Here is a 22,999-nt window from a genome sequence, read left to right as displayed (position 1 = left end):
AAAGTACGTGTCAGAAGGGCAATGGGGACGAGTGGGGTTTCGAGTCTGTCACCGTCGCCCGTCAACGAACGAAATGGAGTCGATGGCCGAACGTCGGCTTTCTCAATTTCTCGGCCGGACCCGGACAGTCAGCAGACGGCCCCTAATCTGCCTCGGGAAATCATCTCCCCACCGCAATCCCTTAAGGTGCCGTCAACGGTAGAAGCGGGTGGACAGCGGACTGGCGGTTTTCGGCTCGAAACTGCTGAGAGCAGACAATGTCGCATGGCACTTGGATCATTTTAGCGTTCACGGCTCAGGCTGGTCATAAACATATGCAAGGCGCCAAGGACCGTTGCGTCCGCTTGCTCGGTGACTTGCCATTCAGGGAAATGACCATCCACGACCATACGCGCTAGACCGTACACGTAGGCACGAGCGGCAAGCACCACCTGATTAACGTCGCTGTCTGGTGCCAGACTACCTTCGACCTTGGCGCGGGTCACGAGGTCAACCATGGTCCGGCGAATGGTTTCGTTCTGCGCCCGCAAGGTTTCTGACGCGGCGAAGTCAATCAGCTTGCGCGAGCTAATCACCTCAAAGTGAGTGGGATTGGACATAGCCCAGCGCAGATAGCCTTGGCCAATAGCTTCAAGACGCCGCAAAGGAGTGGCGTCGCCGGCGGCGGCCTCGGCATCAGAAACTGAGTTGGTTAGACGTTGCATGGCTTGTTCGGCAACGGCGGTGAGCAGTGTACCTTTGGACTGGAAATGTTGAAAGGGTGCCCCAGGTGAGACGCCTGCGCGCCTTGCTACTTCCCTCATAGAAAGGTGATCGGCACCTTTTTCCTCGATGATCTCGATGGCGACCCGGAGCAACTCCTCGAAAAGATTGCCGTGGTGGTATGGCTTGGTCTTGCCTGCGGAGCTTGGAACATCCATTCGACCCTCATCACGTAAATGCGATCTAATCAGTGCTTATTTTGCTTGATCGACACTCAAAAGTCCATGATCAATGGCGCATCTAAGCGCCGATTAGATGGAGAAGATCATGCTGCGCAACCTGCTTGTCGTACCTGCCGTGTTTTTGATGTCCACCGGAGCCATGGCGCAAGACCGGCCGACGCTCGAAGTCGTCTGGCCGCAAGCCGGGACGGTTATCGAGCTCGGTTCAGACCCAGAGATGGCTATTGGTGTGATCGTGAAAAGTAACTTCGAACTGCTGCCAGCAGGCGCGTGTGGTAACAATGCGCGATGTGGCCATATCCATATGAAGATCGATCCTGAAGGAAACACCTGCGACATTCCCGGCAGGCCCTATAACAGCATGAACAGCGATTTCGGCGGTGACCTCGTTAAGGGGCGCTTTGGTCATTGCCCCAATCCCGCAGGCAGCCACGTAATCGGCGTCCTGCTTGCGGACGACCACCACCAACCCATTCTGGTCGATGGCCAGCCGGTGACGGCCCTGGTCGAGGTGACAACTAGGGTCCCCGCCCACCGCTAATCGCCAAGCAATCCGGGAGGGGGCGATATCGATCAGCTCTCTCTCAAACGCAACCTAGCGTCAGCTTTTAGAGAACTGAAATCGAGAGGCCAATGTCCGAAACGGGTCGACACCTGCCGGTTCGTACACGCAGTTCGAGAATGGCGAGTTGGGGGGTGGATTTCTGCCCGACCGCTTCTGGGCGGCGGAGTTGGGAAAGCGGCCATTCGGCTGGCCGCTGCACTTCGACAGCTACGCGCCCCATTCCGGCCGTAGAGGTCAGCTTCGCCCCTGCGTGAAAGGAGACATCGCTGGAGACCATGATAGAGGTCGCCGCTTACGCCTCCCCGAATGGTCATGATAGTCATTCACAGGGAGTGTGTACGGTCGCTATGTGAGCCGTACAGACATACCGCCATCAACGATCATCGGGCTTCCTGTCATGAAGCTCGACCGATCGGAAAGCAGGAAGAGAGCTGCCTGCGCAATTTCCTTCCCGGTCGCCATCCGCTTCATTGGATGAAGATTCGCGACGAACTCCAATGCGGCCGCATTCCCTTCCCCTCCGCTCGGTGTGATCGTGCCTCCTGGCAACAGCGCGTTGACACGGATCCCGTCTATGGCATGGTCGGATGCCAGCGACTGCACCAGGCCGATCAACCCAGCTTTGGACGCTGCGTAGGCCCCCATTCCCGGCATTCCGCCGTTGCTGAAGCCCACGAAGGACGACGTGAAGACGATCGAGCCTTGCCCTTGCTTCTTCATGGCCGGTATCTGCGCCTTGGCGGCCATGAAGGCGCCTGTCAGGTTGACCGCGATGACATCGTTCCAATTGCCGTTAGCCATATCGGGGACCGGACCCATCTCTCCCACGATGCCGGCATTGTTGAAAGCGCCGTCCACCCCACCGAACTCTCTCATGCACACATCGACCAGAGCATCGGCGTAGCCCTCATCCTTCACGTCGCCTGCCAGGTATAAGGCCCTGCCGTTGCCTCGGTTGATCGCCCCCGCAAGGGTTTCGAGTTCCGCCGCCCGGCGTGCGCCAAGGACCACGTTGGCGCCTTCGGCTGCGAACAGTAGAGCCGCCGCTGCGCCGATTCCGCTGCTTGCCCCGGTGATGATAATCGACTTGTTTTTCAGTTCCATGACGTGGTTCTCCTGAACATTGCGTCATGGCTGTCTAGCGGCCGGGCAGGCAGCGGGCCACCCGATTTAGGCCACCGGCGACATGGCAGCGTTGACTGGCGAATGGCTGCTTTGCCCAAAGTCCTGCCGTGGCACGCAATTACGGATGCGCCCGCTCACCACCCGATTGAGACGTAGAACGCTTGATCGCGGCAAATCCGAGCCGATGCCTCCGTCGGCTCGGTCGCGCGATGAGCGGCCATCCTAAGTGGGGAATGCTGAACGGCTCGAATCGACCCAGGTCAATTAGTCCTTTTGAGAGCCGATGGTCGCACCCTCCGGGCCACTTCCGGCCGTGGGGATATGGGGCTGTGTCGGGCAAACACCGCTGCTCCACAATGGTTAGCAGGCAATCAGCGAGAGAGAAGGCGCGTGAGGATCGCAGTCAGTTCCTCGAAACTGAACGGCTTGCGAAGAACCGGGGTGTTGGCGGGATCTACCCTCATGCCATGGCCGTTGTTGCCCGTGCAGTAGACGAACGGCACGCCCCACGCGGCGAGCGCGTCGGTGACCTTCAAGCTGTCGTCGCCTTTCAGGTTCATGTCCAGCATCGCCGCGTCGAAGACATGCTCTTCGATCAAGGCGAGGGCTTTATCAATTGTGGCGGCAGCGGTCACGGACGCGCACCCGAGGTCGGCCAGCATGTCTTCGATCATCATGAGGATCAGCATTTCATCTTCTACGACAAGGACGCTGCGGCCCGAAAGCAGATCACCCATTGCGCGGTGCCGAGCCGTGCTCGGCTCCATCGGCAGCGTTCTCGCGTTGACGCTTGCGGGATGCGCGACTACGGCTCCCACGCCACGCACAGTGCCGGCTCTCCCTCCAGCCCGAAACACCCTGACCACGCGCTCCTGATGTACCGGGCGATGCCGGAGGAGGCATTCCCGATCCCGGCCGCTAATCTCGCGCGCCTCGATCCGCGCTTCTTCCGGGAAGTGGTCGACTATCCATCGAACGAAGAGCCCGGAGCAGTCGTCGTCGATACGGTCAACCGCTACCTCTACCATATCCAGCCAGGCGGATTGACGACGCGCTACGGCGTCGGGATCGGACGTGCGGGCTTCGAGTGGTCCGGTCGTGCGCATATCGCCTACAAGCGCGAATGACCCGTCTGGACGAATCCTTCGGACATGATCAATCGCCAGCCTCAGCTGGAACAGTGGCGGCATGGCCGCCCGCCCGGCATCGACAATCCGCTCGGCGCGAGGGCGCTCTACATCCATCAGGGCAACGTCGACACGCTCTACCGTATTCACGGTACTGCAGAAGCATGGACCATCGGCAAGGCGGTCTCGTCAGGATGCGCGCGGCTGCTGCATCAGGACGTGATCCACCTTCACGACAACGTCCGGTCCGGCTCTCCGATCGTCGTGCTGGCGGCGGATGCCGTCACGCCCGGCCTCGTGTGAAGGAGGGAACGATGATCGACGCTGCCGTAGTCTTCCTCGACTGGTTCGGAGTCGTCGTGTTCGCCTTGACGGGATCGCTTGCGGCCTCAAGGAAGCGGATGGACATCGCCGGGTTCGTGCTGCTCGGCACGGCGACCGGGATCGGGGGTGGGACGAACCGCGACGCCGTTATCGGAGCCACCCCCGTCTTCTGGGTGACCAGCCCCGGCTATCTGCTAGCCTGCGTGGCGGCGTCGGCCGCCGTGTTCTTTCTCGCCCATGTACCGCAGTCCCGGGAATTCTTGCTGCTCCGCTTCGACGCGGTCGGCCTGGCGCTCTTCGCGATACTGGGCGCGGAGAAGGCTCTCGCTGTCGGTGCCGGACCTGTCGCCGCAGTCGCGATGGGTGTCGTGACGGCTACCTTTGGAGGGATCATCCGGGATGTGCTGAGCGGCGAAAGCCCGGCAATACTCAGCCGCGAGGTCTATGCCACGGCGGCGCTCGCCGGAGCCGTAGCATTCGTGCTGCTCTCCGGAGCGGGCGTGCCACGCGAGACCGCGATCGTGACTGGTTTCGTCGTAACCGTCGCGATCCGTTTCGGCGCCCTGCACTGGAACTGGGCGCTGCCACGCTACGGCCAGCCTTCCGGCGACACGTGACCGCCGCAACCCGGCCTCGGCGCCCTTGCTTCGGGACGGCGGCAGGCGAAGACTGGCCCGCCATAAGAACCGAAGGAGAAGAGAATGATCACTGGTTCGCAATGCCGGGCTGCGAGGGCGCTCGTCGAGATCACCCGCGGCAAGCTCACAATCCACTCCGGTATCGATGAAGCCGTCATCCACGACTTCGAGCGCAAGCTCGACGAGCCCGACGACAGGACCATCGCGGCGCTCCAGGTAGCCCTGGAAGAACTGGGCGCGGTGTTCATTGAAGAGAACGGTGGCGGCATCGGCGTACGGCGCAAATTCACGGAATCGGAAGCGAAGCGCATCGCCCGTCTGGAGGGCGAAGGAGGGATCGTCGCCAACGACCGAGTGCCCTGATCTGTCCGGACGCGCGATCCGCTTCGCGCGCGTCAGGACCCTCATCAGGTCACTGCGCCGGCGGAGGCCAAATGGCCTGCTGCTGCGTAGTTCCTCTCCATCGCTTCGATCCCGGCCAAGGCTTTGGCCGGGGAAGTCGCCTGGCGCAGCAAATCCCGAAAGCCAGGGCGGCGAAGCAGGCGGCTGGATTGCGACAGGGTGAGAAGGAAACCTCCTACGTCGCTCGGCCACAGGAGGCCGAGCAAAATGTCGACGTCTTCGTCGTCCGGCGCGTCAAACGCAACCGGATGCTTCATCGTCGCGATCACCGCGGCAGGCATCCAGATGCCTGCAAGCGCGGCATGCGGCATCGCGAGACCGTCACCCGTCGCGGTCGACCCGAGACGCTCGCGGCGAAGAAGCGCGTTCAGGACCTCCCCCTGTGATCGTCCTGTCCTGCGGCCCAGCATGGACGCGACCGCCTCGAGCGCGGATCGCTTATCCCTCGATGGCGCGCCCAGCAGGAAATCCTCTTCCTCAAGGAGTTCGCTGAGCTTCATGACAGCCTCGGTGCCATGTCGCGCCCGCGCGGATCGCGGTGCGGGATCGGGCGGCCCAGCAGCGCCGCCGGCACGACGATCGAATCGATGCACCACGGGCAACGGGACGCCGCTCTCGGCAGGGATCGGTTGCAGGATAGGCATACGTGCTTCGTCCGGAATATTCTCATGTCACGCTCCATCGTGCGGCGAGGTGGCGCCGCGGGAATGAACCGCATCGTCGGTGGTAGTGCCGGAGGAGGGCTACATGCGGGATTCAGGGTGAGGCTGCCCGCTCCGGCGAGGGATTCGGCCTGTCCCGACAAGCCTCGAAATCCTGATGAACGTTTCAGTGCACATGGCGATATTTCACCTGCCTGCCTCTCGAAATGGGATGCCGTCGCCGGAGGGTTGTCTCCTTCAGATCACCAGGAAGGCGATGATCATCATGCTCAGAAGGCCAACGGCCACGATCGTCCTCGTCGTCATATCCATTTCGGTCTCCCTCACTGCAATCGGGCCGCCCGCAGGAGCCTGGCGGCATGCGCCGAGATCCGGGCATCTTGTGTTGAGGTCTCGATTTTCGAGGGCACGAGACCTGCCACGACGTGGGGGATGTCGTTCCGCGAGATGCCGATGTCTTCGAGCTGCCTGTCGTCGAGGCGACGAAGTGTGGCGGCCGCCTGGCCGCGATGCCATCGCTCCATCGCGCGGGAGACGATACCCGCTACTGTCGCGCCAATACCCGGGCGCAGGCCCGATGCGGGATGGGTTCCTGATTGATTCAATTCGGACATGATTGCCGCTCCATTCACAGCGTTGATCGAGCCGTCCGCACCAGAAAATGCAGACGGCGTGCATGGCGTCGGGGGCGTTTCCGGGAGGAGCGCGCCGTCGCGATATGCTTGATTGTCTTCTTGTGAGCCCCGAGGCGGCGAACGCGTGCGTTCTAGCCGCTCGGGGCTAGGAGCGGGTCAAGGATGGCGCCAAGAAAGCGAACCAGTTGTTCTGTTGAATGAAGTTTAACATGCAAATAATATAATTACTTCAGATAGATGTTTCAAGCGACAAAGCTTGAGTGCGGCCTTGCGCCGCTCTTGGACGTGTTCTTATTACGTTTGACTTTATTTTTATCTTCTCCATGATGGCGCCATGAATAGAATTCCTTCATACGGACTTTCTTTCCGGCGGCGGCCCAAAGCAGGCCTCTAGCCCTGGTCCGCGGCGAGCACCCAGGACCAGGGCTGCCCATTACACAGTTCGAAGCATTCCCATCCAGGCGTTTGGCGCGTTCGCACGCGGCCCGATCGATGGGACGTTGGATGAAGGAATACCGAAATGGCGACCAGAAAAGGCAATCGCGAAGGCCGTAAGCCAAAGCAGCCCAAGGAGAAGCAGGTTCAGGCGGCGTCGACAGTGTCGGCGATAGCCAAGCCCGGACTTGGAGCGAAGCGGCGCTAGCGCTCCGGATAGGGCAGGGCCGTGCGAATGCGGCCCTGCCCCCCGCCGAGGTCCACTGATCGTACGTCCGGAACATCCCGTCAGTCCATTCATGCCACGAGCCTCCAGAAGAACGCCGCGCTCATCGCGGCGCCGACGGCGATGACCCCGGCTCTCACCATCCACGCCGGAAGCGCTCTTGCAACAGGTGCGCCGAGGTAGCCGCCGATCGTCGCGGCCGCCATCATCACGGCCGCTTGTGGCCAGACAACCAGACCGGCGGCCGCGAAGGTGGCGACCGAGATCGCCGACACGATGAACGACAGGCCGTTCTTGAGCCCGTTCATTTGGTTGAGATCGCGCATTCCCCACAGAGAAAACAGCGCAAGCAGCATGATCCCGAGCCCGCCGTTGAAGTAGCCTCCGTAGACCGCGACGACGATCGTCCCTACGGCCCCGGTGGTGGCACCCGCTCCGGCGGCGTGCTTCTCCATCAGGTTCCTGAGGCGGTCGCCGAACGCGAAGACGAGGGTGGCCAGCGCCAGAAGGAAAGGGACCACGACCGCGAAGGCTTCGTTGGACGACACGAGAAGCAGCAGCGATCCGACGAGACCGCCTGCCGCCGTGGCCGCCGTAGCCTTCAACAGCCGGCCGCGGTCGAGTGCCCTGATCTCCCGGCGAAAACCCGCCGCCCCGCCGAGATACCCCGGAAAGACGGCGACCGCGCTTGTCGCATTGGCGGCCACCAGAGGCACGCCCGTGTAGACGAGGGCGGGGAAGGTCAGGAACGTGCCTCCGCCCGCCACCGTGTTCAGCATGCCTGCGAGGAAGGCCGCGACGGCCAAAAGCAGATACTCGGTCATCGTGTGCCTCTCGAAGCTACGGCGACGCCGTCACGCAGCCGAAGGGCCGGGATTGTCGAACCCGTCCGGGGAGACGGCGACAAGCGGCGCCCGGTCGTAGAAAGCTCCGCGTATTAACCTCAGCGAAGGTTTGCCTAGGGCCTGTCCCATCGAGTGTCTCTCCAGAGCTTCCTTTTCACGCCTCGCGGACTCCGGCTGATATTGGACCTTCTCGAGCAGGATCCGCTCCTCGTCACCGTCGCTATTCGTGAACACGAACTGCTCGCCCTCAGCGAGACCGAGAAGCGCCAGCCCGCGCAAGGTGGTGACGGGCAGGAACATGCCCACCGTGGACGTCATCCTGTCGTGCGAGATGATCCTGGTATCGGGATTGCGCCCGTTCACGCTGAACGTGACGCGGCTGCTCATGGTGGCGACATCGTCCGGAACGTCGTCGCGGAACATGACGATGGCGGATTCGATCTTCCGCTTGAGGATCGGCACGAGCGGATCGTCCTGGCCGAGGCAGCTGTCGCGCATGACTTCGACGATCGTGAAGTCCTTCGTGGTGAGGATGCAGGTTTCTTTTGACATCGTAGTTCTCCATTGCTCCGCCTGGGAGCGGTAAGTCGGGACCTGGTGGAGAACCCCTGGCCGCATGCATGCGGCACAGGGGGCTACGATCCTGCGATGAGACATCCTCCGTATAGCGAGAGGCGGCTGAGCGGCATCGACATGGTCATGCCGTCCGCAGTTCGGGTTGCGGCCGTGCAAGCTGGACGACTTCCGTCTGTTCGACGCTCTCCACGGTCAGCCTGTGGATGCGGCCGTCGCGCGACGTCCAGTCTATCGACTGTGAAGCGGACAGGCCGATAAGGGCCGCGCCGATCGGCGTGAGGACTGAAATCTTGCCTTCAGCGATGTCTGCCTCGCCGGGAAACACCAACGTTACGGTTCTGGCTTCGCCTGCATCGGTGCTGTAGCTCACTGCGGATCCCATCCGCACGACCCCGGATGCAATGCGTCGGTCATCGACGATGCGAGCCCGGTCGAGCTCGGCGAGAAGTTCCTCGGCCGTCTCGAAACCCTTGGCAGCACGTATCTCGGCGAGGCGCACCAGCTTCTCGTGATCGGTGCGGGTGATGGTGATTGCAGGCTTGCGCCGGCCCATGGTGGTGGCCATTTTCAAAACTCTTCCAAAATGATCGAACCGCGGGCGCGACAACGGCACCAACGGCTTAAAGATTGTCTGTGTGGATTGGTTTGTCGCCGTACCTACATCGCCGCGTTTCGTAGCGCGTGTAGGCCTATGCCCCGCGGCCGGGGCGCGACGCGACCGAGCCGGGGGTTAGGTGCCCGCGATGGGGAACGCCCGTTCAAGCGGGAGGATGCAGCGATCGGTCGACATGCCGCAGAACGTGGGATACCCCGGACGCAAAGTCAAGCTAGGTGAATTCCGCACTCTCATCTGCGCCTGCCTATCGCTGCCGCTACGGCTGCTTGACAAGCATGTCGATATCGCCCACCTCTGGGGGATGACCAGCGTCTTTCCCCTCAACGGAAATCTCTTCAGGGTGTGTCCCATCGCGGGCAACTAGCCCCCGGTCGGGACGCGTTGCTCCTGGCTGCGGGGCACAATGCCGGTGGCGGTCGATCGAGGCCGCGCCTGCAATCTCCTTCCCTAACACGATGATCAGAACCGTCGACGCGCCTTGGGCGTGGGGCGGTCACCGCACGACGTAGGCCGGAAACGGTCCCGTCACGACGAGTGTCTCAACTCCCCGATCGCGCCAACGCGCAACAACCACGACGCGATTCCGCGTCTGGCGAGCTCCCTGCGCTCCGAGCAAGAACAGCGCGCCGAACAGGCGCATAATTGAAGATTGGACAGTCTCATGAACAACAACGAATGGCCGGTTCACGGCAGGATTACGGGGCCGCTCGTCATGATTGGGTTCGGCTCGATCGGAAAAGGAATGTTGCACCTGCTGGAGCGCCATTTCGAGTTCGACCGCTCACGCTTCGTCGTCATCGATCCGAACGACGCGGACCGCGCTCTTCTCGACGCGCATGGGATTCGCTTCGTGCACACGGCCGTCACCCACGATGGCTACCGTGACCTCCTGACACCGCTGCTCACCGAGGGCGGCGGGCAGGGTTTCTGCGTCAACGTGTCGGTCGACGTTTCATCGCGTGCCGTCATGGAGCTCTGCCGCGAAGTCGGGGCACTCTACATCGATACCGTCGCAGAGCCCTGGGCAGGCTTCTACCTCGACGAGAGCGCCGGCCCGGAGGCACGCACCAACTACGCCCTGCGCGAGATCATCCTCGAGGCGCAGGCGGAAAACCCTGGTGGCCCTACGGCCGTAAACTGCTGCGGCGCCAATCCGGGCCTCGTCTCATGGCTGGTCAAGCAGGCCCTGCTGAACCTTGCTGAGGACATGGACATCGAGGGTCCGGAGCCCAAGACGCGGGATGCATGGGCCGCGCTCATGCAGCGTGTCGGCGTCAAGGGCATCCACATCGCCGAGCGCGACACCCAGCGTTCGCTGTCGCCAAAGCCGGCCGGCACGTTCGTCAACACCTGGTCCGTCGAAGGATTCGTCGCCGAAGGCCTGCAGCCGGCCGAACTCGGCTGGGGCACGCACGAGACCTGGATGCCGGAGAACGGCCGCAGGCACGGGAAGGGCTCGCAGTCCGCGATCTACCTTCTCCAGCCAGGCGCGGACACGCGCGTTCGTTCCTGGACCCCGACCGCCGAAGCCCAGTACGCCTTCCTCGTCACCCACAACGAGGCGATCACTTTGTCGGACTACTTCACCGTGCGCGACGAGCACGGAACTGCTGCCTACCGCCCGACGTGCCACTACGCCTACCATCCATGCGACGACGCGGTACTGTCGCTGCACGAGATGTTCGGCAAGGCTGGAACGCCGCAGGAGACCTTCCACATCCTCGGCGAGGACGAGATCGCCGATGGTGTCGACGAGCTGGGCGTGCTGCTCTACGGGCACGACCGGAACGCCTACTGGTATGGCTCGACGCTTTCCATTGAAGAGGCCCGCGCGCTCGTCCCTCACCACAATGCGACGGGCCTCCAGGTGACCTCCGCCATCCTCGCCGGAATGGTGTGGGCGCTCGAAAACCCGTCGGCGGGCATCGTCGAGGTTGAGGAGCTCGACTTCCGTCGCTGCCTGGAAATCCAGACGCCCTATCTCGGCAAGGTGGCCGGGACCTACACCGACTGGACGCCGCTGGACGGCCGGCCCGGGTTCTTTCCGGAGAACATCGATGCATCGGATCCCTGGCAGTTCCGCAACGTGCTCGTTGGCTGAGGGCTTGGCTGCACGATGAACCGGCTGCGGCGGCAAGGGTTCTGTTCGCCGTAGCCGAAGGCTGCCGTCGTCACTGCTGCCTGAGCGAGCTATAATAGTCCCACACGACACTCCTTGTGTCGCAGGGAGGAAGCAATGGACCGCCTCGAATGCGACCGGATGTTCATCGCGGCACTGGAGACCGGGGGGTTCGCCAGCGCTTCTGAACGGCTGAAAACCAGTTCCGGCCAGGCATCCAAACTGGCTTCGAGACTGGAGGCGGACCTCGGCGTCAGGCTTTTGAACCGTGGTTTGCCCCCTGAAAAGTGGTCCTCCCTGAAGTAGGCTGTTGAGCCGTGGAGAGGACGTTGGAATGCCCCAGAAGAAGCACAGGCCCGAAGAGATCGTCGCGAATCTGCGCCAGGTCGACGTGCTGTTGTCGCAAGGCCGATCGGTTGGCGAAGCGGTTCGCTCGATCAGCGTGACGCAGTTCACGTATTACCGGTGGCGAAAGGAATTTGGTGGCCTGAACTGCGACCAGGTGAAGCGCCTCAAGGAGCTCGAGAAAGAGAACGACCGATTGCGCAAGGCGGTGTCGGACCTGACGCTCGAGAAGCTGATCCTGAAAGAGGCCGCCTCGGGAAACTACTAAGCCCCGCCCGTCGCCGCCGTTGCATCGACCATGTCATGGCGAAGTTCTCCGTCTCGGAGCGCTTTGCCTGCAAGGTCCTCGGCCAGCATCGCTCGACCCAGCGCAAGAAGCGCACAGGCAGGCCGGATGAAGAAGCGTTGACCGCCGACATCATCCGTCTTGCCTCACGCTACGGCCGCTATGGCTATCGCCGGATCACTGCGATGCTGCGGTCCAAGGGCTGGACGGTGAATGCCAAGCGCGTCGAACGGATCTGGCGGCGGGAGGGGCTGAAGGTTCCCCAAAAACAACCGAAGAAAGGCCGTCTCTGGCTGAATGACGGATCGTGCGTCCGGCTTCGGCCGGAGCATCCCAACCATGTCTGGTCCTACGACTTCGTCGAGGGCCGGACCCACAATGGCAGGAAGTTCCGCATGCTCAACATCATCGACGAGTTCACCCGGGAATGCCTGGCAATCCGCATCGATCGCAAGCTCAACTCGAGCGATGTCATTGACGTCCTGTCGGACCTGTTCATCCTGCGCGGTGTTCCCGGCCATGTTCGATCGGATAACGGTCCCGAGTTCGTTGCAAAAGCAGTGCGCGAATGGATCGTAGCTGTCGGCGCAAAGACTGCGTTCATCGAACCGGGAAGCCCTTGGGAGAACGGCTACTGCGAGAGCTTCAACTCGAAGCTGCGCGACGAACTGCTCAATGGTGAGATCTTCTACAGCCTGGCCGAGGCGAAGGTCATCATCGAGGCATGGCGGCGATACTATAACACCGAGCGGCCACACTCGTCGCTCGGATACAAACCACCGGCACCGGAGGCCGTTCTCTGGCCTGCACCACACGGGGGATCAACTCCATCATCGGCCGTCCAGATGGCTGTTAAACCCGTCATGCATTAAGACTGAAACCGGACCACCTTATGGGGTCAGACCACTCTCTTACGAGCATCATACGATTTGAGATTGGCTTTGAGAAAATTCTCAACCTGGATGCCACCCATCGCAAGCGCCACGGCGAGGCGTGGAAATTCAGAAGGAACCCAGTCGAGAATCAGCACGCTGATTCCTTCTTTGGCGCCGTCGGTACGTAGGTCATCTGCGAGCTGGCTCGGGACCGTGCAAGTCGCGCCTAAAATCCAGACAAGATCGGCATGATCGTTATGGCGGACGAAGTCTGGAATCTTAGATAGAACGTCCTTTCGCGGCAGGTCGTTCGTGTAGAGCTTTCACTCGAATGCGGCCGCGCCTTCAAAGGCGGGCTTGCCATCGACTCCACGCTGATATCCGCTATTGGCAAGCCGAAACGGAATGCCAGTAATTGCGTTGAGGTCGGCGGCGATCAGCCCCTCAAACCCTTTTTCACCCGTGGGATTAAGTTCGGAAAGAGCGCTCTTTAAGTTTCAATATGCTGTTCAAGGGATATGGGCATGGTGCGTTTCTTGCGCTGAATTACATATTTTAGTTTTGTTGTTAACGTCTACCATACCACGTTCCCTTACCCGCTCCATGCTGGGTCAGCTGGTTTGCTTCGACGAGCTTCGCCAGGTGCTTTTTGACCGTGTTTCGGTTCGCACCGGTTAGGTTGACGATTTCCGCAATCGTGATGCGCCCACGTTCTTTGACCGCATCGATGATCTGGAGCGAGAGTTCGGGCAGCGAGCCTAGGACAAACCGCTCCCGTTCGATCTTCTTCTCCAGGCGGCGTTTTTGCTGCTGCAATGCGCGCAGGAAATAGACGACCCACGGTTGCCAGTTTGGCTTCGAGCTTCGAATTGTTCTCTGGGTTTGACGCAGCGCCAGATAATAGCCCTCTTTGCTGTTCTCAATCACACTTTCGAGCGAGGAGTAGGGCACATAGGCGTAGCCGCTGCGCATCAGCAGGAGCGTCGTCAGGGCACGCGACAGCCTTCCGTTGCCGTCCTGGAATGGGTGGATCTCCAGAAACACCACTGTGAAGATTGCGGCGACGAGCAAAGGATGGAGGCTTTGCTCATTTAACGCGTTGCGGGTCCAATCGATCAGCTCTTGCATCCTACCGGGGGTATCGAAAGGCGTTGCCGTTTCGAAGATAACGCCGATTTCCTTTCCGTCAGGATCAAACGCGCTCACATGATTGGCGAGCGTCTTATATGCGCCACGATGACGCTCGTCCTTATCGCTAAAAGCGAGAAGGTCACGGTGGAGTTGCGTAATGTGGTTCTCGGTGAGGTCGATCGCGCCGAAATGCGCAAAAATGGTTTCCATGACCTGCGCATATCCCGCGACTTCCTGCTCATCACGAGAGTCGAAAGTTTTGATGTCGAGATTAGAGAGCAGTCGCTCCACTTCGGCGTCAGTAAGCTTGCCGCCTTCAATGCGGGTGGATGAACCGATGCTTTCAATCGTGGCGACGCGGCGCAGAGCCGATAGCCGCTCCGGTGCCAGCGTTCCAAGGGCGCGCCACGCCCCTTTGAATTCGTCGATCTCTGAGACGAGAGCGAGGATTTCATTGGTGAGTTGCAGGGAATCGATCTTGAGTGCCATACCCAAAAATATACCCGAAAATACCCATATCAGCAACGATTAGCTAGGGATGCCCGCAAAGATACCCATAAATACCCAAAATTGGCGGTATTTTGCGCATCGGCTAAAACGGTCAGGCTCTCGTAAACCGAGCCTAAAAGTCTCGACCTTGCGGCTTCGATCCCTGGCGCAAGAAGGCTGGGCTTCGCCCCCGGCGCGGAAAAGGGCATGGTTCCCAGGCTCCGCGCTTCGGCTTGTGCGCCCGCCGCGTTGATCCTTGCCCACGCCACCCCCATTCTCGCCGAAGGGCAGGAGTTCAGCGCAGGCTAAACCCACCTTATGAGGCATAGAAACCACTTCTATAACTCAAGCGTCTTCTGATTCACCGCGCAATCGAGTGAGGATGGCCTCCATGTCGGCATCGGCATTCTTGAGGGGCGGAGCGAACAGGGCCGGATTAACATTGTCGAGCCAAGCGTATCTGTCCAGCTTGTCGCGCACATCGCGCAGGCACCCCGAGAGTTCGGGCCGCTCCCAATAGTTCGGCATATCGAGCGTGAAGAAGCCGTGATCGCGGGAGTCGAGCAGGCCCTTGTCGCCGCCAGTTGCGCGGCGAATGTCTTCGACCTGGAGCAGGGGGCGGGATTGTTCGGCCAGGCTATCGCCGGAGCCGTTCACCTGATTCATGTTGACGTTGAAGCCGCGCACCATGACGGACGTGCGGCCAGAGCGATGCTCGATATCTCGCAGTGTGTCGGTATCGGGCAGACCGCGATAAATCGTGTGTACGACGGCCTTCTTCCAGATGCGCGCGGTCTCTTTCCCGTATCGGTTTTCGATCTGTGCGGCAGCGTTCTGGAACACACCGAGGAAGTTGATGCCGCCCTGGCGATACAGCGCCACGAAGTTTGCCTTGGAGACGATGAGCGACACTTACCGAGCAGAGCTCTCGCAATTCGGCGTGGATGTGGTGCTGGTTGAGCCAAGTGGTTTCAAAACGACTTGGCTCGATCACCTTGTTCGTCCTGCCGACACCGTGGCTCTGGCTGGATATGGCGCATTTGCCGAAGCACCCGAACAAACATTGAAAGCCATAGACGCCATGCTCGATACAAAACCTGAGCAGGATCCCGCCAAAGTTGCCAATGCTATTCGAATTCTGGTCGATTTACTGGCGGGCCAGCGTCCGGTGCGAACCGTCGTGGACTTTGTGGGGATGGCAGAACCGGTGCAGGCCATGAACGCTACTCTCGCTGAGTCAACGGCAGCAGTTTATAGGGCTTTCGGAAGCGAGGGGCTTTTGTCGCTAAAGCTTTAGCGACATGATCGACTACTCGGACGATACGGGTTTCGAGGCGATGCTGAGTGCGTCAACGAGAACGAGTTGAACCGAGGCGGGACGATCTTCTTTCGCGAGCAATAAAATCGGAGAACGGCGGGGCAGTCCGCCGTTCTCGTTTTCGTAACCGAACCCCAGTCAGCGCGGATTGCGTTGCAGCGTGGATTACCGCCAACAATGGTATCGAAGCAATCCGCACTGGGGGGCCAAGGTCAAACAACGCGACCACCAACTCCCGCAGTGTGGACAACGAGTCCAAGGCTGAGCCCGGCTCCATCGCAGCATCTAATCCGCCAATTCAGATTTCGGAAGAAGCGATAGTCGTCGACAACCCACTACATGTTGCGAACAAAGAACATCACAATGAGACCAACACCGGTCGCTCATGTCGTCGGTTTGCTTCTCGCAGGCTGCTCGAGCACGGTCACGGCCGAGGACCGAGACCAACGTTTTGGCTTATGCCCAGCCCGCACTAAGTATTCATGACAATTGCCTTGAGTGCGGCGCTTATCGTTGTCGCGTCGTGGTATTTGTTTGAATGTAGAAAGAAGCAAGGCATCTTTGGGACGACCGCAGACTAACGGTTTCCGGTGCCGAAATCATCAACCGAGGTGCCAAATCCTTATTTAACCGTTAACTCGATCACACATACGGTACCGTCAAGCGCTGCTCCAACTGTCACGGACGACGGAATGATGTCAGTCATCAATATGATTGAAAGCGGGGCGGTCGTTATTCTCGCCGCGCTTTTCCTCGCCTTTCTCGGTGGTCGTCTAGATCGTTCGTTTTGGATCAAGAGCATCGTCGTCGGTATGGTCTTCGGCGCGACCGGATTGATCAGCATGGTCTCGCCCGTCGAGTTCGCGCCAGGCTTTTTTGCAGATGGGCGCAATGTCGTGATGGCGTTCTCAGGAACGATTGGCGGACCTGTGAGTGCCATCATTACGGCCGCCACGCTTTCCGGCATGCGGATGAGTCTGGGTGGCGCGGGCTTAGCTCCCGCGCTTGCTGGCATTTGGCTGGTGGCCGCCTTCTCTTCGGCAATGTGGGTTTGGCTACACGCTCGAGGGCACGCGCACCTTGCACCGAAACACGTGCTTGTTCTCGCAACGATGGCCGCAGTGCTTCCTCCACTTGCCTTGCTGGGCCTCGGTGACGCTTCAGGCAATGAGGTGTTCCAAAACCTCATCGCGTTGACTGTGCCCACAAATTTCATAGGCGTTCTCCTCCTCGGCTTCCTGATCATCAACGATCAGCAGCGCCGCTGGGCGGTGTCGGCTTATTCCGAAAGTCAGGCCCGGCTGCAGGCCATCGCCAGCAATGCGCCGGGCGTCCTCTTCCAGCTTTTTATCGGGCCCGATGGGGTCGGGCGCTTTTCCTATGTATCCGGCGGCGCGGAACGTGTCCTGGGCGTCCCGGCTGAGGACATCGTCGACAAGCCTGGGACCATCTCGCGCATGATTTCTCGTGAGGCACTGGCCGAGGTCGAACGCCACCTCATACGCTCGGCCGAAACCCGCCAGGCCTGGTCGCTGGAGGCCGAATTCACCAAGCCGAACGGGGAGAAGGTATGGATGCGCGCGGCGGCTGAGCCGCGGATCGATGTCCGTGGTGAATTGGTTTGGGACGGGTCGCTCTTCGATATCACGGAGCGGAAACGTAGCGAGCAGATGAAGAACGACTTCATCTCGACGGTGAGCCATGAACTCAGGACGCCGCTTACGTCAATCCGCGGCTCGCTGGGACTTGTCGCGGCAGGAGCAGCTGGCGAGATTCCGCAGAAGGTTGCCGGGCTGATCAAAATAGCCCACTCCAACAGCGAGCGCCTTGTCAGGCTCATCAACGACATTCTGGACATCGAGAAGATCGAATCCGGACGGATGCCTTTCGATCCTCGGCCGATGGCTCTCCGGCTGCTCGTCGAGCAGGCGATCGAAAGCAGCGGAAACTACCTCGCCGACCGCAACGTCTCCATCATTCTGGACGACCAGGCGCCTGGTGCATTGGCTGCAGTTGATCCAGACAGGCTGCACCAGGTGATGCTCAACCTGCTGTCGAATGCGATCAAATACTCGCCACAGGACGGTCGAGTGGAGGTGCGCCTGACGCGACAGGAAAACATGATCCGCGTGTCCGTGGTCGATCAAGGCCCTGGTATCCCCCTTGCGTTCCAGTCGAGGATCTTTGGCAAATTCGAGCAAGCGGACTCGTCCGACTCGCGGCAAAAAGGTGGCACGGGGCTAGGCCTGAGCATCGTGAAGGCTATTGTCGAGCGGTTGGGCGGCCTCGTGTCATTTGAGACAGGGCCGGAAGCAGGAACATCTTTCCATGTAGACCTCCCGGAAGCCAGCGACCGTCGTTCAGTGTCCCGCGACACGGTTTCGACGGATGGCCAGAGCGCGCCGCGCCGCGTGCTTGTTGTCGAGGACGAAAGTGACATTGCCGATATCATCGCGGTCGCACTTGCGCAGGACGGACTGCAAAGCGACATCGCGCCCGATATAGAAACGGCCAAAAATCTACTGGCGAGCAATCGCTATGTCGCCATGACCCTAGACATGAAACTCGCAGGCCGGTCAGGCCTCACACTTTACGATCACCTGCGAAACACCGCCAAGGGCCTGGACCTGCCCGTCATCATCATCTCCGCCTTCATTGACGAGGCTCGCAAATCCCTAAACGGTTCTGCCCTTGGCATCGTCGATTGGCTGGAAAAGCCGATCGACATGGATCGGCTGCGCGCCGCGGTCGAGAAATCCACCGAGGGATCATTCAGACGTATGCCGACCGTTCTCCATGTCGAGGACGATGAGGGCGTTCTTGCGGTCATGTCGGCCGGTCTGGGTAACGCTATCGCAATCACATCCGCGCGCAACGTGCAGGAGGCCCGGTTCGAGCTGCAGCAGAAGCATTTCGACCTCGTGATACTGGATCTGACTCTGCCGGATGGGTCAGGGGCCGAGCTACTTAGCGCCATACCGAGCGACACTGTAGTTGTCATTTTTTCTGCGTCCGAAATCGACGAACATCTGGCGGCGCAGGTCGAACTGGCTCTGACGAAAACAAAGACATCAGAGATCGCTATCGCCGAACTGGTTCGGAAACTAACCTCGGCGCGAGCTGGCAAGTTCGTCGCAGCGCCGGAACAGAAAGGATAGACCAATGGCGACCTTGCGCGTGCTCTACGTCGACGACGAGGCGGATATACGTGAGGTAGCCGCGATGTCGCTTACACTCGATCCCGCTCTCGACGTCCGGACATGCGCGTCGGGCAAGGAGGCGCTTGCCGTCGCTGCTGCCTGGCTGCCCCATCTCATTCTGCTCGACGTCATGATGCCGGGGATGGACGGTCCGGAAACCTTGGCGCAATTGAAAGCAGCCAGGCAGACGACGGCTATTCCAATCGTGTTCATCACCGCCAGGACCCAAGCATACGAGATCGAACGTTTCCTCTCGCTCGGCGCAATCGGGGTCATTGCAAAACCATTCGATCCGATGGAACTCGCCGCGCAGGCGCGACGCTATCTTGACGGGCCCGTTGAACGATGAGATGCATGAGCAGGAGATATGGACTACAAATCCTTCTCATCGCTCTCACTATGGTGCCGAGCCATGCCGCCAACATCTCGGCTGAGGCACCCGGCGAAATGAAGCACGGCGAGCCATCCGCGCTTTGGAGCCGGTCCGTAGCTGTCCGAGGGCCTTCACCGTCCCGCGTCACCATACAAGGCACTGAGATCGATGGCCGCTTCGTGCCGCAGACGGTCAGTGTCCCGGATGACAAGTCAGATAAAACCTCGACGGCGCCGCTTCCTCTTGGCACGAACCTGCTCGACCAACTCGAACCGCAGCTGTTCGGCGGCGAGGAGCGGGTCCAGATCATGCGGTCTAAAGTGGGTTTGACAATTCATTGTGGTGAAGGAATCGCGCCGGCCGGTATCGTCCTGAAAACAGGCGCTTCTCATTTTCCGCGCGCGGCGCGCCTAAGGCTCGTCGCCGCAGGCGCCGGTTCGGGCGAGCCGCTTGGGCTGTCAATTGTCGAAGGAGGGGGCGATGCGCCTGCGCCACCGCAGGCGCTGACCGGCTCCGATGGCGTCAGCCTGAAAATCCCTCCGAGCCCAGCGGACGATCCTCGAGACTTGGTAGTCAACTGCCCGCCAGGCCAGGCCAGCTTCCGACTGAATTCTCTCAGCTTGGAGCCCGGCCCGACAACCAGCCAGACTTCGCGCACCGGAACATGGCTTTGGAATGCCAAGGCATGGCTGGCCCAGCCGGTGCAGATTGAAGAATGGGCAGTGTCTGCGCGGCTCGACCGCGTCTTCCTGCAACTGAAGATCGACGATGGCGGGGTAACAGGCGGGACTGCTCTCGCCGATCTTGTGGGCCGCCTGGCCAGGCGCGGTATTTCGGTCCATGCGGTCGAAGGCGATCCGGCAATGGTCACCGCCGACGGGCTCAGCCACGCGTTGCGGCGCGTCGCCGCAATCCGCCGCTATCAATTGGCAGGCCCCCCGGCTGGGCGTCTTGCGGGCCTGCAGTTCGATATCGAGCCGTATCTTCTGGCTGATTTTGCGCTTGATCCCGTAAGCTTCTGGAGCCGATGGGCAGAGGCGATCCAGGCACTCTCCTCGGCTTGGGGCGAGCCGGTGTCCATTGTCGTCCCATTCTGGATGCTCGATGCTGACGCTGGTGCCGCAGCGATTGCCGCGGCGCGCCCCGCCATTTCCGACCTCACGGTCATGGCATACCGCACGGAGATAGGCGAAGTGACTTCATTGAGCGAGCCATGGCTCGCCTGGGGAGCGCTCAACGACGTTCCCGTCAGGGTCGCCATCGAAAACGGCCCGCTCGACATTGAGGTGCATCGGACCTTCGTTCGCGCCAAGACGGGCAGTGTGCTGCTGAGAATGGGAGACCGGACGGCAACCGTTTCGCTGTTTTCGGAACCGGTCGCGGCGCGAGGAGCTGCGTTGGCATATGCCTTTCAACGTGAAACGCGTGTCAATCCAGCGCGAATCAGCTTTATGAACAATGTGGATAAACTAGCGGTTGCGCGAGCCGAACTCTCGCGTCTGCTTGCCGCGTGGCCGTCCTTCGACGGTCTTATGATCCACGCGCTGGATGAAACGGATCGCGGTCTTGGGGGCCCGCGCATCCCAATGCCGGAGGCCAGAGTCGATGAACCCCAAGCACCGAATCCTGATTTGTGACGACGACCCGCTGTTGATTGAACTGATGAGTTTTCGCCTCAAGGCGAAGGGATTCGGCGTGATCACGGCCATGGACGGCGATGAGGCTCTTTCCAAGGTTGCGAGCGAGCAGCCCTCCTTGGTCGTGCTCGATGCGATGATGCCCCGCCTCGACGGTTTCGAAGTGCTCTCGCGAATGAAGAGCGACGCCGGCGTGGCGCACATCCCCGTCATCATGCTCACCGCGCGCAAAGGTGAAAAGGATATCGTGTCGGCTCTAGAGCGCGGTGCGGACGACTATCTCGTCAAGCCGTTCATCCCCGAGGAATTGCTCGCGCGCCTGTCCAAGCTTCTGGCGCGGCAGGCGTCGAGACAATAATGAAGCCGCGTCGCGTTCTGGCCCTGGCTTTGCTAACCGGCTTGCTTTCCGTCGGTGGTGGAGAACAGGCTGCATCGCAGACGGCCGAAGAACTTCTTCGCGAAGGATCGGCCGCGCGCATGGAACAGCGTTTTAAAGATGCTGTTTCGCTGCTCGATCGCGCCAAGACGCTTGATCCCCTCAATGCGGACGTATTGGTTCAGCTTGGCTTCGCCCGACTAGCGCTCGCAAACAACCCCGCCGCGCGCCAGGCATTCGAGCAAGCGCTCGCGCTAGCACCATCCTATGAGGACGCACGGTTCGGCCTGGCGCAGATCGCGTTCAGAAGCGGCAATTTCGCCGAAGCGCGAAAGCTGGCCGAAACGGTGCTTGGCGCGCAGCCAGAGAACGCCGAGGCGAGGCAACTGCTCGGATCGATAGAGGCTGCGGAAACGGCCAAGCAGGCCGAACCGCAACCAGACATCGCAAGGCAACTCGCCAAACGGGCCAAGCCGGCGCCGAGCCGGCTGGAGATCACGCTTCAGCAGGCGCGGAAGCTGCGCGAGGAAGGCCGCTTTACCGAAGCCGAGACCATATATCGCGAGACGCTTGCATTGTCGCCCGGCAATGCCGACGTCTTGGTCGCGCTCGGGCTGGTTACCGGGTCCCAGCAGAAACTCGACGACGCTGAAACGTTTTTTCGGGCCGCTCTGGAAAGAGCGCCGGACTATCTCGACGCGCGTCTGGGGCTTGTTCGCGTCGCAATGTGGCGTGGCGACCGATCTGGGGCCAAGACTCTTGTCGGCCGTGTGTTGGCGGATCACCCCGACAGCACCGAGGCCCGGATACTTGCCGCCCGCATTAGCCTGCAGGAAGGCGACGTCCGGGCGGCCCAGGCGCAGTTTCAGGCCGTCCTGGACCGGGAACCAGATGACACCGAGGCCCTGCTCGGCCTTGGCGATGCGCAACGCGCGACTGGCGATGATCGCGCGGCCCGGATCAACTACCGCAGGGCGTTGGTGCTCGAACCCTCCTCAGCCGACATTCAGCAGCGCCTGAACCAGCCGCCGCCGAAGAAGTGGCGGGTCGACATCGGCACCGAGGTGAGCGACCTCACCGGAGGGCTGTCCTCATGGACGGACAGCGCTTTCGGCCTCATGTACACGCTGCAGCCGGGGACCACCGTTGGAGCCCGAACTCGGGTGGCGACTCGATATGGCGAAACCGACGTCCAGATCGAGGCGCGCATCGACCATGCGTTTTCGCAGGATTTTTCCTCCTACGGCATCGTGGCAGGCACACCGGACGCCGATTTCCTAGCGCGTTTTTCTGTGGGCGGCGGGGCGGCTTGGCGCGTCTACGCTCCTGCTGGCCCACTGGGACCGTTGTTGCTCACCCTCGATGGCCGGCACGACGTTTTCCACGACACGTCGGTGACCACGGTTTCTCCCGCAGCGCAGTATTTCTTCTTCGACGAACGGTTGGGGTTGCAAGTCCGTTGGATACACTCGGCTAACGACGAGGGCACTTCGTCCAACGGTTACGCAATTCGCGCCGACCTCGCGGCGACCGACAGGCTGCGCTTTTTCGCCGGCTACAGCGACGCTCCCGAAATTTCTGAAGGAGCGCTGATCGACACCAAGACCGGGTTCACGGGAATTTCCTTCGATTTGTCGGATACGCTGACCCTGCGGGCGAACTACGCCTACGAACACCGCGAAACGTTCGACAGGAACATTTTCGGCCTCGGCCTTGCGGTCCGGTTCTGA

Annotated in this window: 26 protein-coding genes; 15 read left to right on the top strand and 11 right to left on the bottom strand. The window is 60.9% G+C overall.

Annotated features, from left to right (window positions below):
- Positions 1-281 precede the first annotated feature (281 nt).
- Complete coding sequence (locus AAFN55_RS25690) at positions 282-920, bottom strand: TetR/AcrR family transcriptional regulator (RefSeq protein ID WP_347801839.1); 639 nt, start codon at positions 918-920, stop codon at positions 282-284.
- A gap of 109 nt (positions 921-1,029) precedes the next feature.
- Between AAFN55_RS25690 and AAFN55_RS25685 the strand changes: the two genes are divergently transcribed.
- A complete protein-coding gene (locus AAFN55_RS25685) occupies positions 1,030-1,485 on the top strand; it encodes a hypothetical protein (protein ID WP_347801838.1) in 456 nt (151 codons plus the stop codon).
- Between the two features lie 369 nt (positions 1,486-1,854).
- On the opposite strand, the gene AAFN55_RS25680 is transcribed toward AAFN55_RS25685, so the two are convergent.
- Both AAFN55_RS25680 and AAFN55_RS25675 read right to left on the bottom strand, forming a co-directional pair.
- Complete coding sequence (locus AAFN55_RS25680) at positions 1,855-2,613, bottom strand: SDR family oxidoreductase (protein WP_347801837.1); 759 nt, start codon at positions 2,611-2,613, stop codon at positions 1,855-1,857.
- A gap of 392 nt (positions 2,614-3,005) precedes the next feature.
- A complete protein-coding gene (locus AAFN55_RS25675; protein ID WP_347801836.1) occupies positions 3,006-3,371 on the bottom strand; it encodes a response regulator in 366 nt (121 codons plus the stop codon).
- A gap of 60 nt (positions 3,372-3,431) precedes the next feature.
- Between AAFN55_RS25675 and AAFN55_RS25670 the strand changes: the two genes are divergently transcribed.
- The 4 genes from AAFN55_RS25670 to AAFN55_RS25655 all read left to right on the top strand — a co-directional run bounded on the left by AAFN55_RS25670 (position 3,432) and on the right by AAFN55_RS25655 (position 5,086).
- Positions 3,432-3,761 carry a hypothetical protein gene (locus AAFN55_RS25670; protein WP_347801835.1) on the top strand — a complete coding sequence of 110 codons (330 nt, stop codon included), beginning with the start codon at positions 3,432-3,434 and terminating at the stop codon, positions 3,759-3,761.
- Between the two features lie 24 nt (positions 3,762-3,785).
- On the top strand, positions 3,786-4,064 hold the full coding sequence (locus AAFN55_RS25665) for a L,D-transpeptidase (protein ID WP_347801834.1): 279 nt from the start codon (positions 3,786-3,788) through the stop codon (positions 4,062-4,064).
- Positions 4,065-4,075: 11 nt separating this feature from the next.
- The gene (locus tag AAFN55_RS25660) at positions 4,076-4,702 is read left to right on the top strand and encodes a trimeric intracellular cation channel family protein (protein WP_347801833.1); all 627 of its coding nucleotides are present in this window, start codon (positions 4,076-4,078) and stop codon (positions 4,700-4,702) included.
- A gap of 84 nt (positions 4,703-4,786) precedes the next feature.
- The gene (locus AAFN55_RS25655) at positions 4,787-5,086 is read left to right on the top strand and encodes an XRE family transcriptional regulator (RefSeq protein ID WP_347801832.1); all 300 of its coding nucleotides are present in this window, start codon (positions 4,787-4,789) and stop codon (positions 5,084-5,086) included.
- Positions 5,087-5,130: 44 nt separating this feature from the next.
- Here the strand turns inward: AAFN55_RS25655 and AAFN55_RS25650 are convergent, their stop codons facing one another.
- Both AAFN55_RS25650 and AAFN55_RS25645 read right to left on the bottom strand, forming a co-directional pair.
- A complete protein-coding gene (locus AAFN55_RS25650) occupies positions 5,131-5,769 on the bottom strand; it encodes a PTS sugar transporter subunit IIA (RefSeq protein ID WP_347801831.1) in 639 nt (212 codons plus the stop codon).
- A gap of 341 nt (positions 5,770-6,110) precedes the next feature.
- Positions 6,111-6,401: a DUF1127 domain-containing protein gene (locus tag AAFN55_RS25645; RefSeq protein WP_347801830.1), complete on the bottom strand. Its 291-nt coding sequence runs from the start codon at positions 6,399-6,401 to the stop codon at positions 6,111-6,113.
- A 541-nt stretch (positions 6,402-6,942) separates the two neighbouring features.
- Here AAFN55_RS25645 and AAFN55_RS25640 point away from each other — a divergent pair.
- Positions 6,943-7,065: a hypothetical protein gene (locus tag AAFN55_RS25640; RefSeq protein ID WP_347801829.1), complete on the top strand. Its 123-nt coding sequence runs from the start codon at positions 6,943-6,945 to the stop codon at positions 7,063-7,065.
- 89 nt (positions 7,066-7,154) lie between these two features.
- Here the strand turns inward: AAFN55_RS25640 and AAFN55_RS25635 are convergent, their stop codons facing one another.
- The 3 genes from AAFN55_RS25635 to rnk form a co-directional block, all read right to left on the bottom strand.
- A complete protein-coding gene (locus AAFN55_RS25635; RefSeq protein ID WP_347801828.1) occupies positions 7,155-7,907 on the bottom strand; it encodes a sulfite exporter TauE/SafE family protein in 753 nt (250 codons plus the stop codon).
- A 30-nt stretch (positions 7,908-7,937) separates the two neighbouring features.
- A complete protein-coding gene (locus AAFN55_RS25630; protein WP_347801827.1) occupies positions 7,938-8,480 on the bottom strand; it encodes a nucleoside-diphosphate kinase in 543 nt (180 codons plus the stop codon).
- A 145-nt stretch (positions 8,481-8,625) separates the two neighbouring features.
- Complete coding sequence (gene rnk / locus AAFN55_RS25625; RefSeq protein WP_347801826.1) at positions 8,626-9,069, bottom strand: nucleoside diphosphate kinase regulator; 444 nt, start codon at positions 9,067-9,069, stop codon at positions 8,626-8,628.
- A gap of 712 nt (positions 9,070-9,781) precedes the next feature.
- Here rnk and AAFN55_RS25620 point away from each other — a divergent pair.
- From AAFN55_RS25620 to AAFN55_RS25610, 3 genes are all read left to right on the top strand, one after another.
- Entirely contained in the window at positions 9,782-11,221 is a 1,440-nt protein-coding gene (locus AAFN55_RS25620) for a saccharopine dehydrogenase NADP-binding domain-containing protein (RefSeq protein WP_347801825.1), read from the top strand.
- Between the two features lie 135 nt (positions 11,222-11,356).
- The gene (locus tag AAFN55_RS25615; RefSeq protein ID WP_347801824.1) at positions 11,357-11,545 is read left to right on the top strand and encodes a LysR family transcriptional regulator; all 189 of its coding nucleotides are present in this window, start codon (positions 11,357-11,359) and stop codon (positions 11,543-11,545) included.
- Between the two features lie 28 nt (positions 11,546-11,573).
- A protein-coding gene (locus AAFN55_RS25610) for an IS3 family transposase (protein WP_347801823.1) occupies positions 11,574-12,742 on the top strand; the annotation gives its coding sequence in 2 pieces (ribosomal slippage) (positions 11,574-11,838 and positions 11,838-12,742; 1,170 coding nt in all).
- 26 nt (positions 12,743-12,768) lie between these two features.
- Here AAFN55_RS25610 and AAFN55_RS25605 read toward each other — a convergent pair.
- The 3 genes from AAFN55_RS25605 to AAFN55_RS25595 all read right to left on the bottom strand — a co-directional run bounded on the left by AAFN55_RS25605 (position 12,769) and on the right by AAFN55_RS25595 (position 15,247).
- Positions 12,769-12,900: a hypothetical protein gene (locus AAFN55_RS25605; protein ID WP_347801822.1), complete on the bottom strand. Its 132-nt coding sequence runs from the start codon at positions 12,898-12,900 to the stop codon at positions 12,769-12,771.
- Between the two features lie 412 nt (positions 12,901-13,312).
- Positions 13,313-14,365, bottom strand: a complete 1,053-nt coding sequence (locus AAFN55_RS25600; RefSeq protein WP_347801821.1) for a DUF977 family protein — start codon at positions 14,363-14,365, stop codon at positions 13,313-13,315.
- Between the two features lie 345 nt (positions 14,366-14,710).
- Complete coding sequence (locus AAFN55_RS25595) at positions 14,711-15,247, bottom strand: TraM recognition domain-containing protein (RefSeq protein WP_347801820.1); 537 nt, start codon at positions 15,245-15,247, stop codon at positions 14,711-14,713.
- A gap of 19 nt (positions 15,248-15,266) precedes the next feature.
- Between AAFN55_RS25595 and AAFN55_RS25590 the strand changes: the two genes are divergently transcribed.
- The 6 genes from AAFN55_RS25590 (at position 15,267) to AAFN55_RS25565 (ending at position 22,999) form a co-directional block, all read left to right on the top strand.
- Positions 15,267-15,662: a hypothetical protein gene (locus AAFN55_RS25590; protein ID WP_347801819.1), complete on the top strand. Its 396-nt coding sequence runs from the start codon at positions 15,267-15,269 to the stop codon at positions 15,660-15,662.
- Between the two features lie 713 nt (positions 15,663-16,375).
- Complete coding sequence (locus AAFN55_RS25585; protein WP_347801818.1) at positions 16,376-18,841, top strand: ATP-binding protein; 2,466 nt, start codon at positions 16,376-16,378, stop codon at positions 18,839-18,841.
- A gap of 4 nt (positions 18,842-18,845) precedes the next feature.
- The gene (locus AAFN55_RS25580) at positions 18,846-19,232 is read left to right on the top strand and encodes a response regulator (protein WP_347801817.1); all 387 of its coding nucleotides are present in this window, start codon (positions 18,846-18,848) and stop codon (positions 19,230-19,232) included.
- A 5-nt stretch (positions 19,233-19,237) separates the two neighbouring features.
- The gene (locus tag AAFN55_RS25575; protein WP_347801816.1) at positions 19,238-20,893 is read left to right on the top strand and encodes a hypothetical protein; all 1,656 of its coding nucleotides are present in this window, start codon (positions 19,238-19,240) and stop codon (positions 20,891-20,893) included.
- On the top strand, positions 20,862-21,251 hold the full coding sequence (locus AAFN55_RS25570; protein WP_347801815.1) for a response regulator: 390 nt from the start codon (positions 20,862-20,864) through the stop codon (positions 21,249-21,251). Before AAFN55_RS25575 ends, AAFN55_RS25570 begins: the two co-directional genes overlap by 32 nt.
- The gene (locus AAFN55_RS25565) at positions 21,251-22,999 is read left to right on the top strand and encodes a YaiO family outer membrane beta-barrel protein (RefSeq protein WP_347801814.1); all 1,749 of its coding nucleotides are present in this window, start codon (positions 21,251-21,253) and stop codon (positions 22,997-22,999) included. Before AAFN55_RS25570 ends, AAFN55_RS25565 begins: the two co-directional genes overlap by 1 nt.

The organism is Mesorhizobium sp. CAU 1732 (assembly GCF_039888675.1).
Taxonomy (GTDB): domain Bacteria; phylum Pseudomonadota; class Alphaproteobacteria; order Rhizobiales; family Rhizobiaceae; genus Aerobium.
This window is presented reverse-complemented; position numbering and strand designations above follow the sequence as displayed.

Bases quoted from the DNA above. Each gene is read 5' to 3' on its own strand.
- AAFN55_RS25660 (WP_347801833.1), top strand. From the start codon at position 4,076: ATGATCGACGCTGCCGTAGTCTTCCTCGACTGGTTCGGAGTCGTCGTG.
- AAFN55_RS25620 (WP_347801825.1), top strand. From the start codon at position 9,782: ATGAACAACAACGAATGGCCGGTTCACGGCAGGATTACGGGGCCGCTC.
- AAFN55_RS25675 (WP_347801836.1), bottom strand. From the start codon at position 3,371: ATGGGTGATCTGCTTTCGGGCCGCAGCGTCCTTGTCGTAGAAGATGAA.
- AAFN55_RS25670 (WP_347801835.1), top strand. From the start codon at position 3,432: ATGCGCGACTACGGCTCCCACGCCACGCACAGTGCCGGCTCTCCCTCC.
- AAFN55_RS25585 (WP_347801818.1), top strand. From the start codon at position 16,376: ATGATGTCAGTCATCAATATGATTGAAAGCGGGGCGGTCGTTATTCTC.
- AAFN55_RS25690 (WP_347801839.1), bottom strand. From the start codon at position 920: ATGGATGTTCCAAGCTCCGCAGGCAAGACCAAGCCATACCACCACGGC.
- AAFN55_RS25655 (WP_347801832.1), top strand. From the start codon at position 4,787: ATGATCACTGGTTCGCAATGCCGGGCTGCGAGGGCGCTCGTCGAGATC.
- AAFN55_RS25645 (WP_347801830.1), bottom strand. From the start codon at position 6,401: ATGTCCGAATTGAATCAATCAGGAACCCATCCCGCATCGGGCCTGCGC.
- AAFN55_RS25630 (WP_347801827.1), bottom strand. From the start codon at position 8,480: ATGTCAAAAGAAACCTGCATCCTCACCACGAAGGACTTCACGATCGTC.
- AAFN55_RS25665 (WP_347801834.1), top strand. From the start codon at position 3,786: ATGATCAATCGCCAGCCTCAGCTGGAACAGTGGCGGCATGGCCGCCCG.
- AAFN55_RS25650 (WP_347801831.1), bottom strand. From the start codon at position 5,769: ATGCCTATCCTGCAACCGATCCCTGCCGAGAGCGGCGTCCCGTTGCCC.
- rnk (WP_347801826.1), bottom strand. From the start codon at position 9,069: ATGGCCACCACCATGGGCCGGCGCAAGCCTGCAATCACCATCACCCGC.
- AAFN55_RS25615 (WP_347801824.1), top strand. From the start codon at position 11,357: ATGGACCGCCTCGAATGCGACCGGATGTTCATCGCGGCACTGGAGACC.
- AAFN55_RS25635 (WP_347801828.1), bottom strand. From the start codon at position 7,907: ATGACCGAGTATCTGCTTTTGGCCGTCGCGGCCTTCCTCGCAGGCATG.
- AAFN55_RS25640 (WP_347801829.1), top strand. From the start codon at position 6,943: ATGGCGACCAGAAAAGGCAATCGCGAAGGCCGTAAGCCAAAGCAGCCC.
- AAFN55_RS25570 (WP_347801815.1), top strand. From the start codon at position 20,862: ATGAACCCCAAGCACCGAATCCTGATTTGTGACGACGACCCGCTGTTG.
- AAFN55_RS25680 (WP_347801837.1), bottom strand. From the start codon at position 2,613: ATGGAACTGAAAAACAAGTCGATTATCATCACCGGGGCAAGCAGCGGA.
- AAFN55_RS25590 (WP_347801819.1), top strand. From the start codon at position 15,267: ATGAGCGACACTTACCGAGCAGAGCTCTCGCAATTCGGCGTGGATGTG.
- AAFN55_RS25600 (WP_347801821.1), bottom strand. From the start codon at position 14,365: ATGGCACTCAAGATCGATTCCCTGCAACTCACCAATGAAATCCTCGCT.
- AAFN55_RS25575 (WP_347801816.1), top strand. From the start codon at position 19,238: ATGAGCAGGAGATATGGACTACAAATCCTTCTCATCGCTCTCACTATG.
- AAFN55_RS25580 (WP_347801817.1), top strand. From the start codon at position 18,846: ATGGCGACCTTGCGCGTGCTCTACGTCGACGACGAGGCGGATATACGT.
- AAFN55_RS25685 (WP_347801838.1), top strand. From the start codon at position 1,030: ATGCTGCGCAACCTGCTTGTCGTACCTGCCGTGTTTTTGATGTCCACC.
- AAFN55_RS25565 (WP_347801814.1), top strand. From the start codon at position 21,251: ATGAAGCCGCGTCGCGTTCTGGCCCTGGCTTTGCTAACCGGCTTGCTT.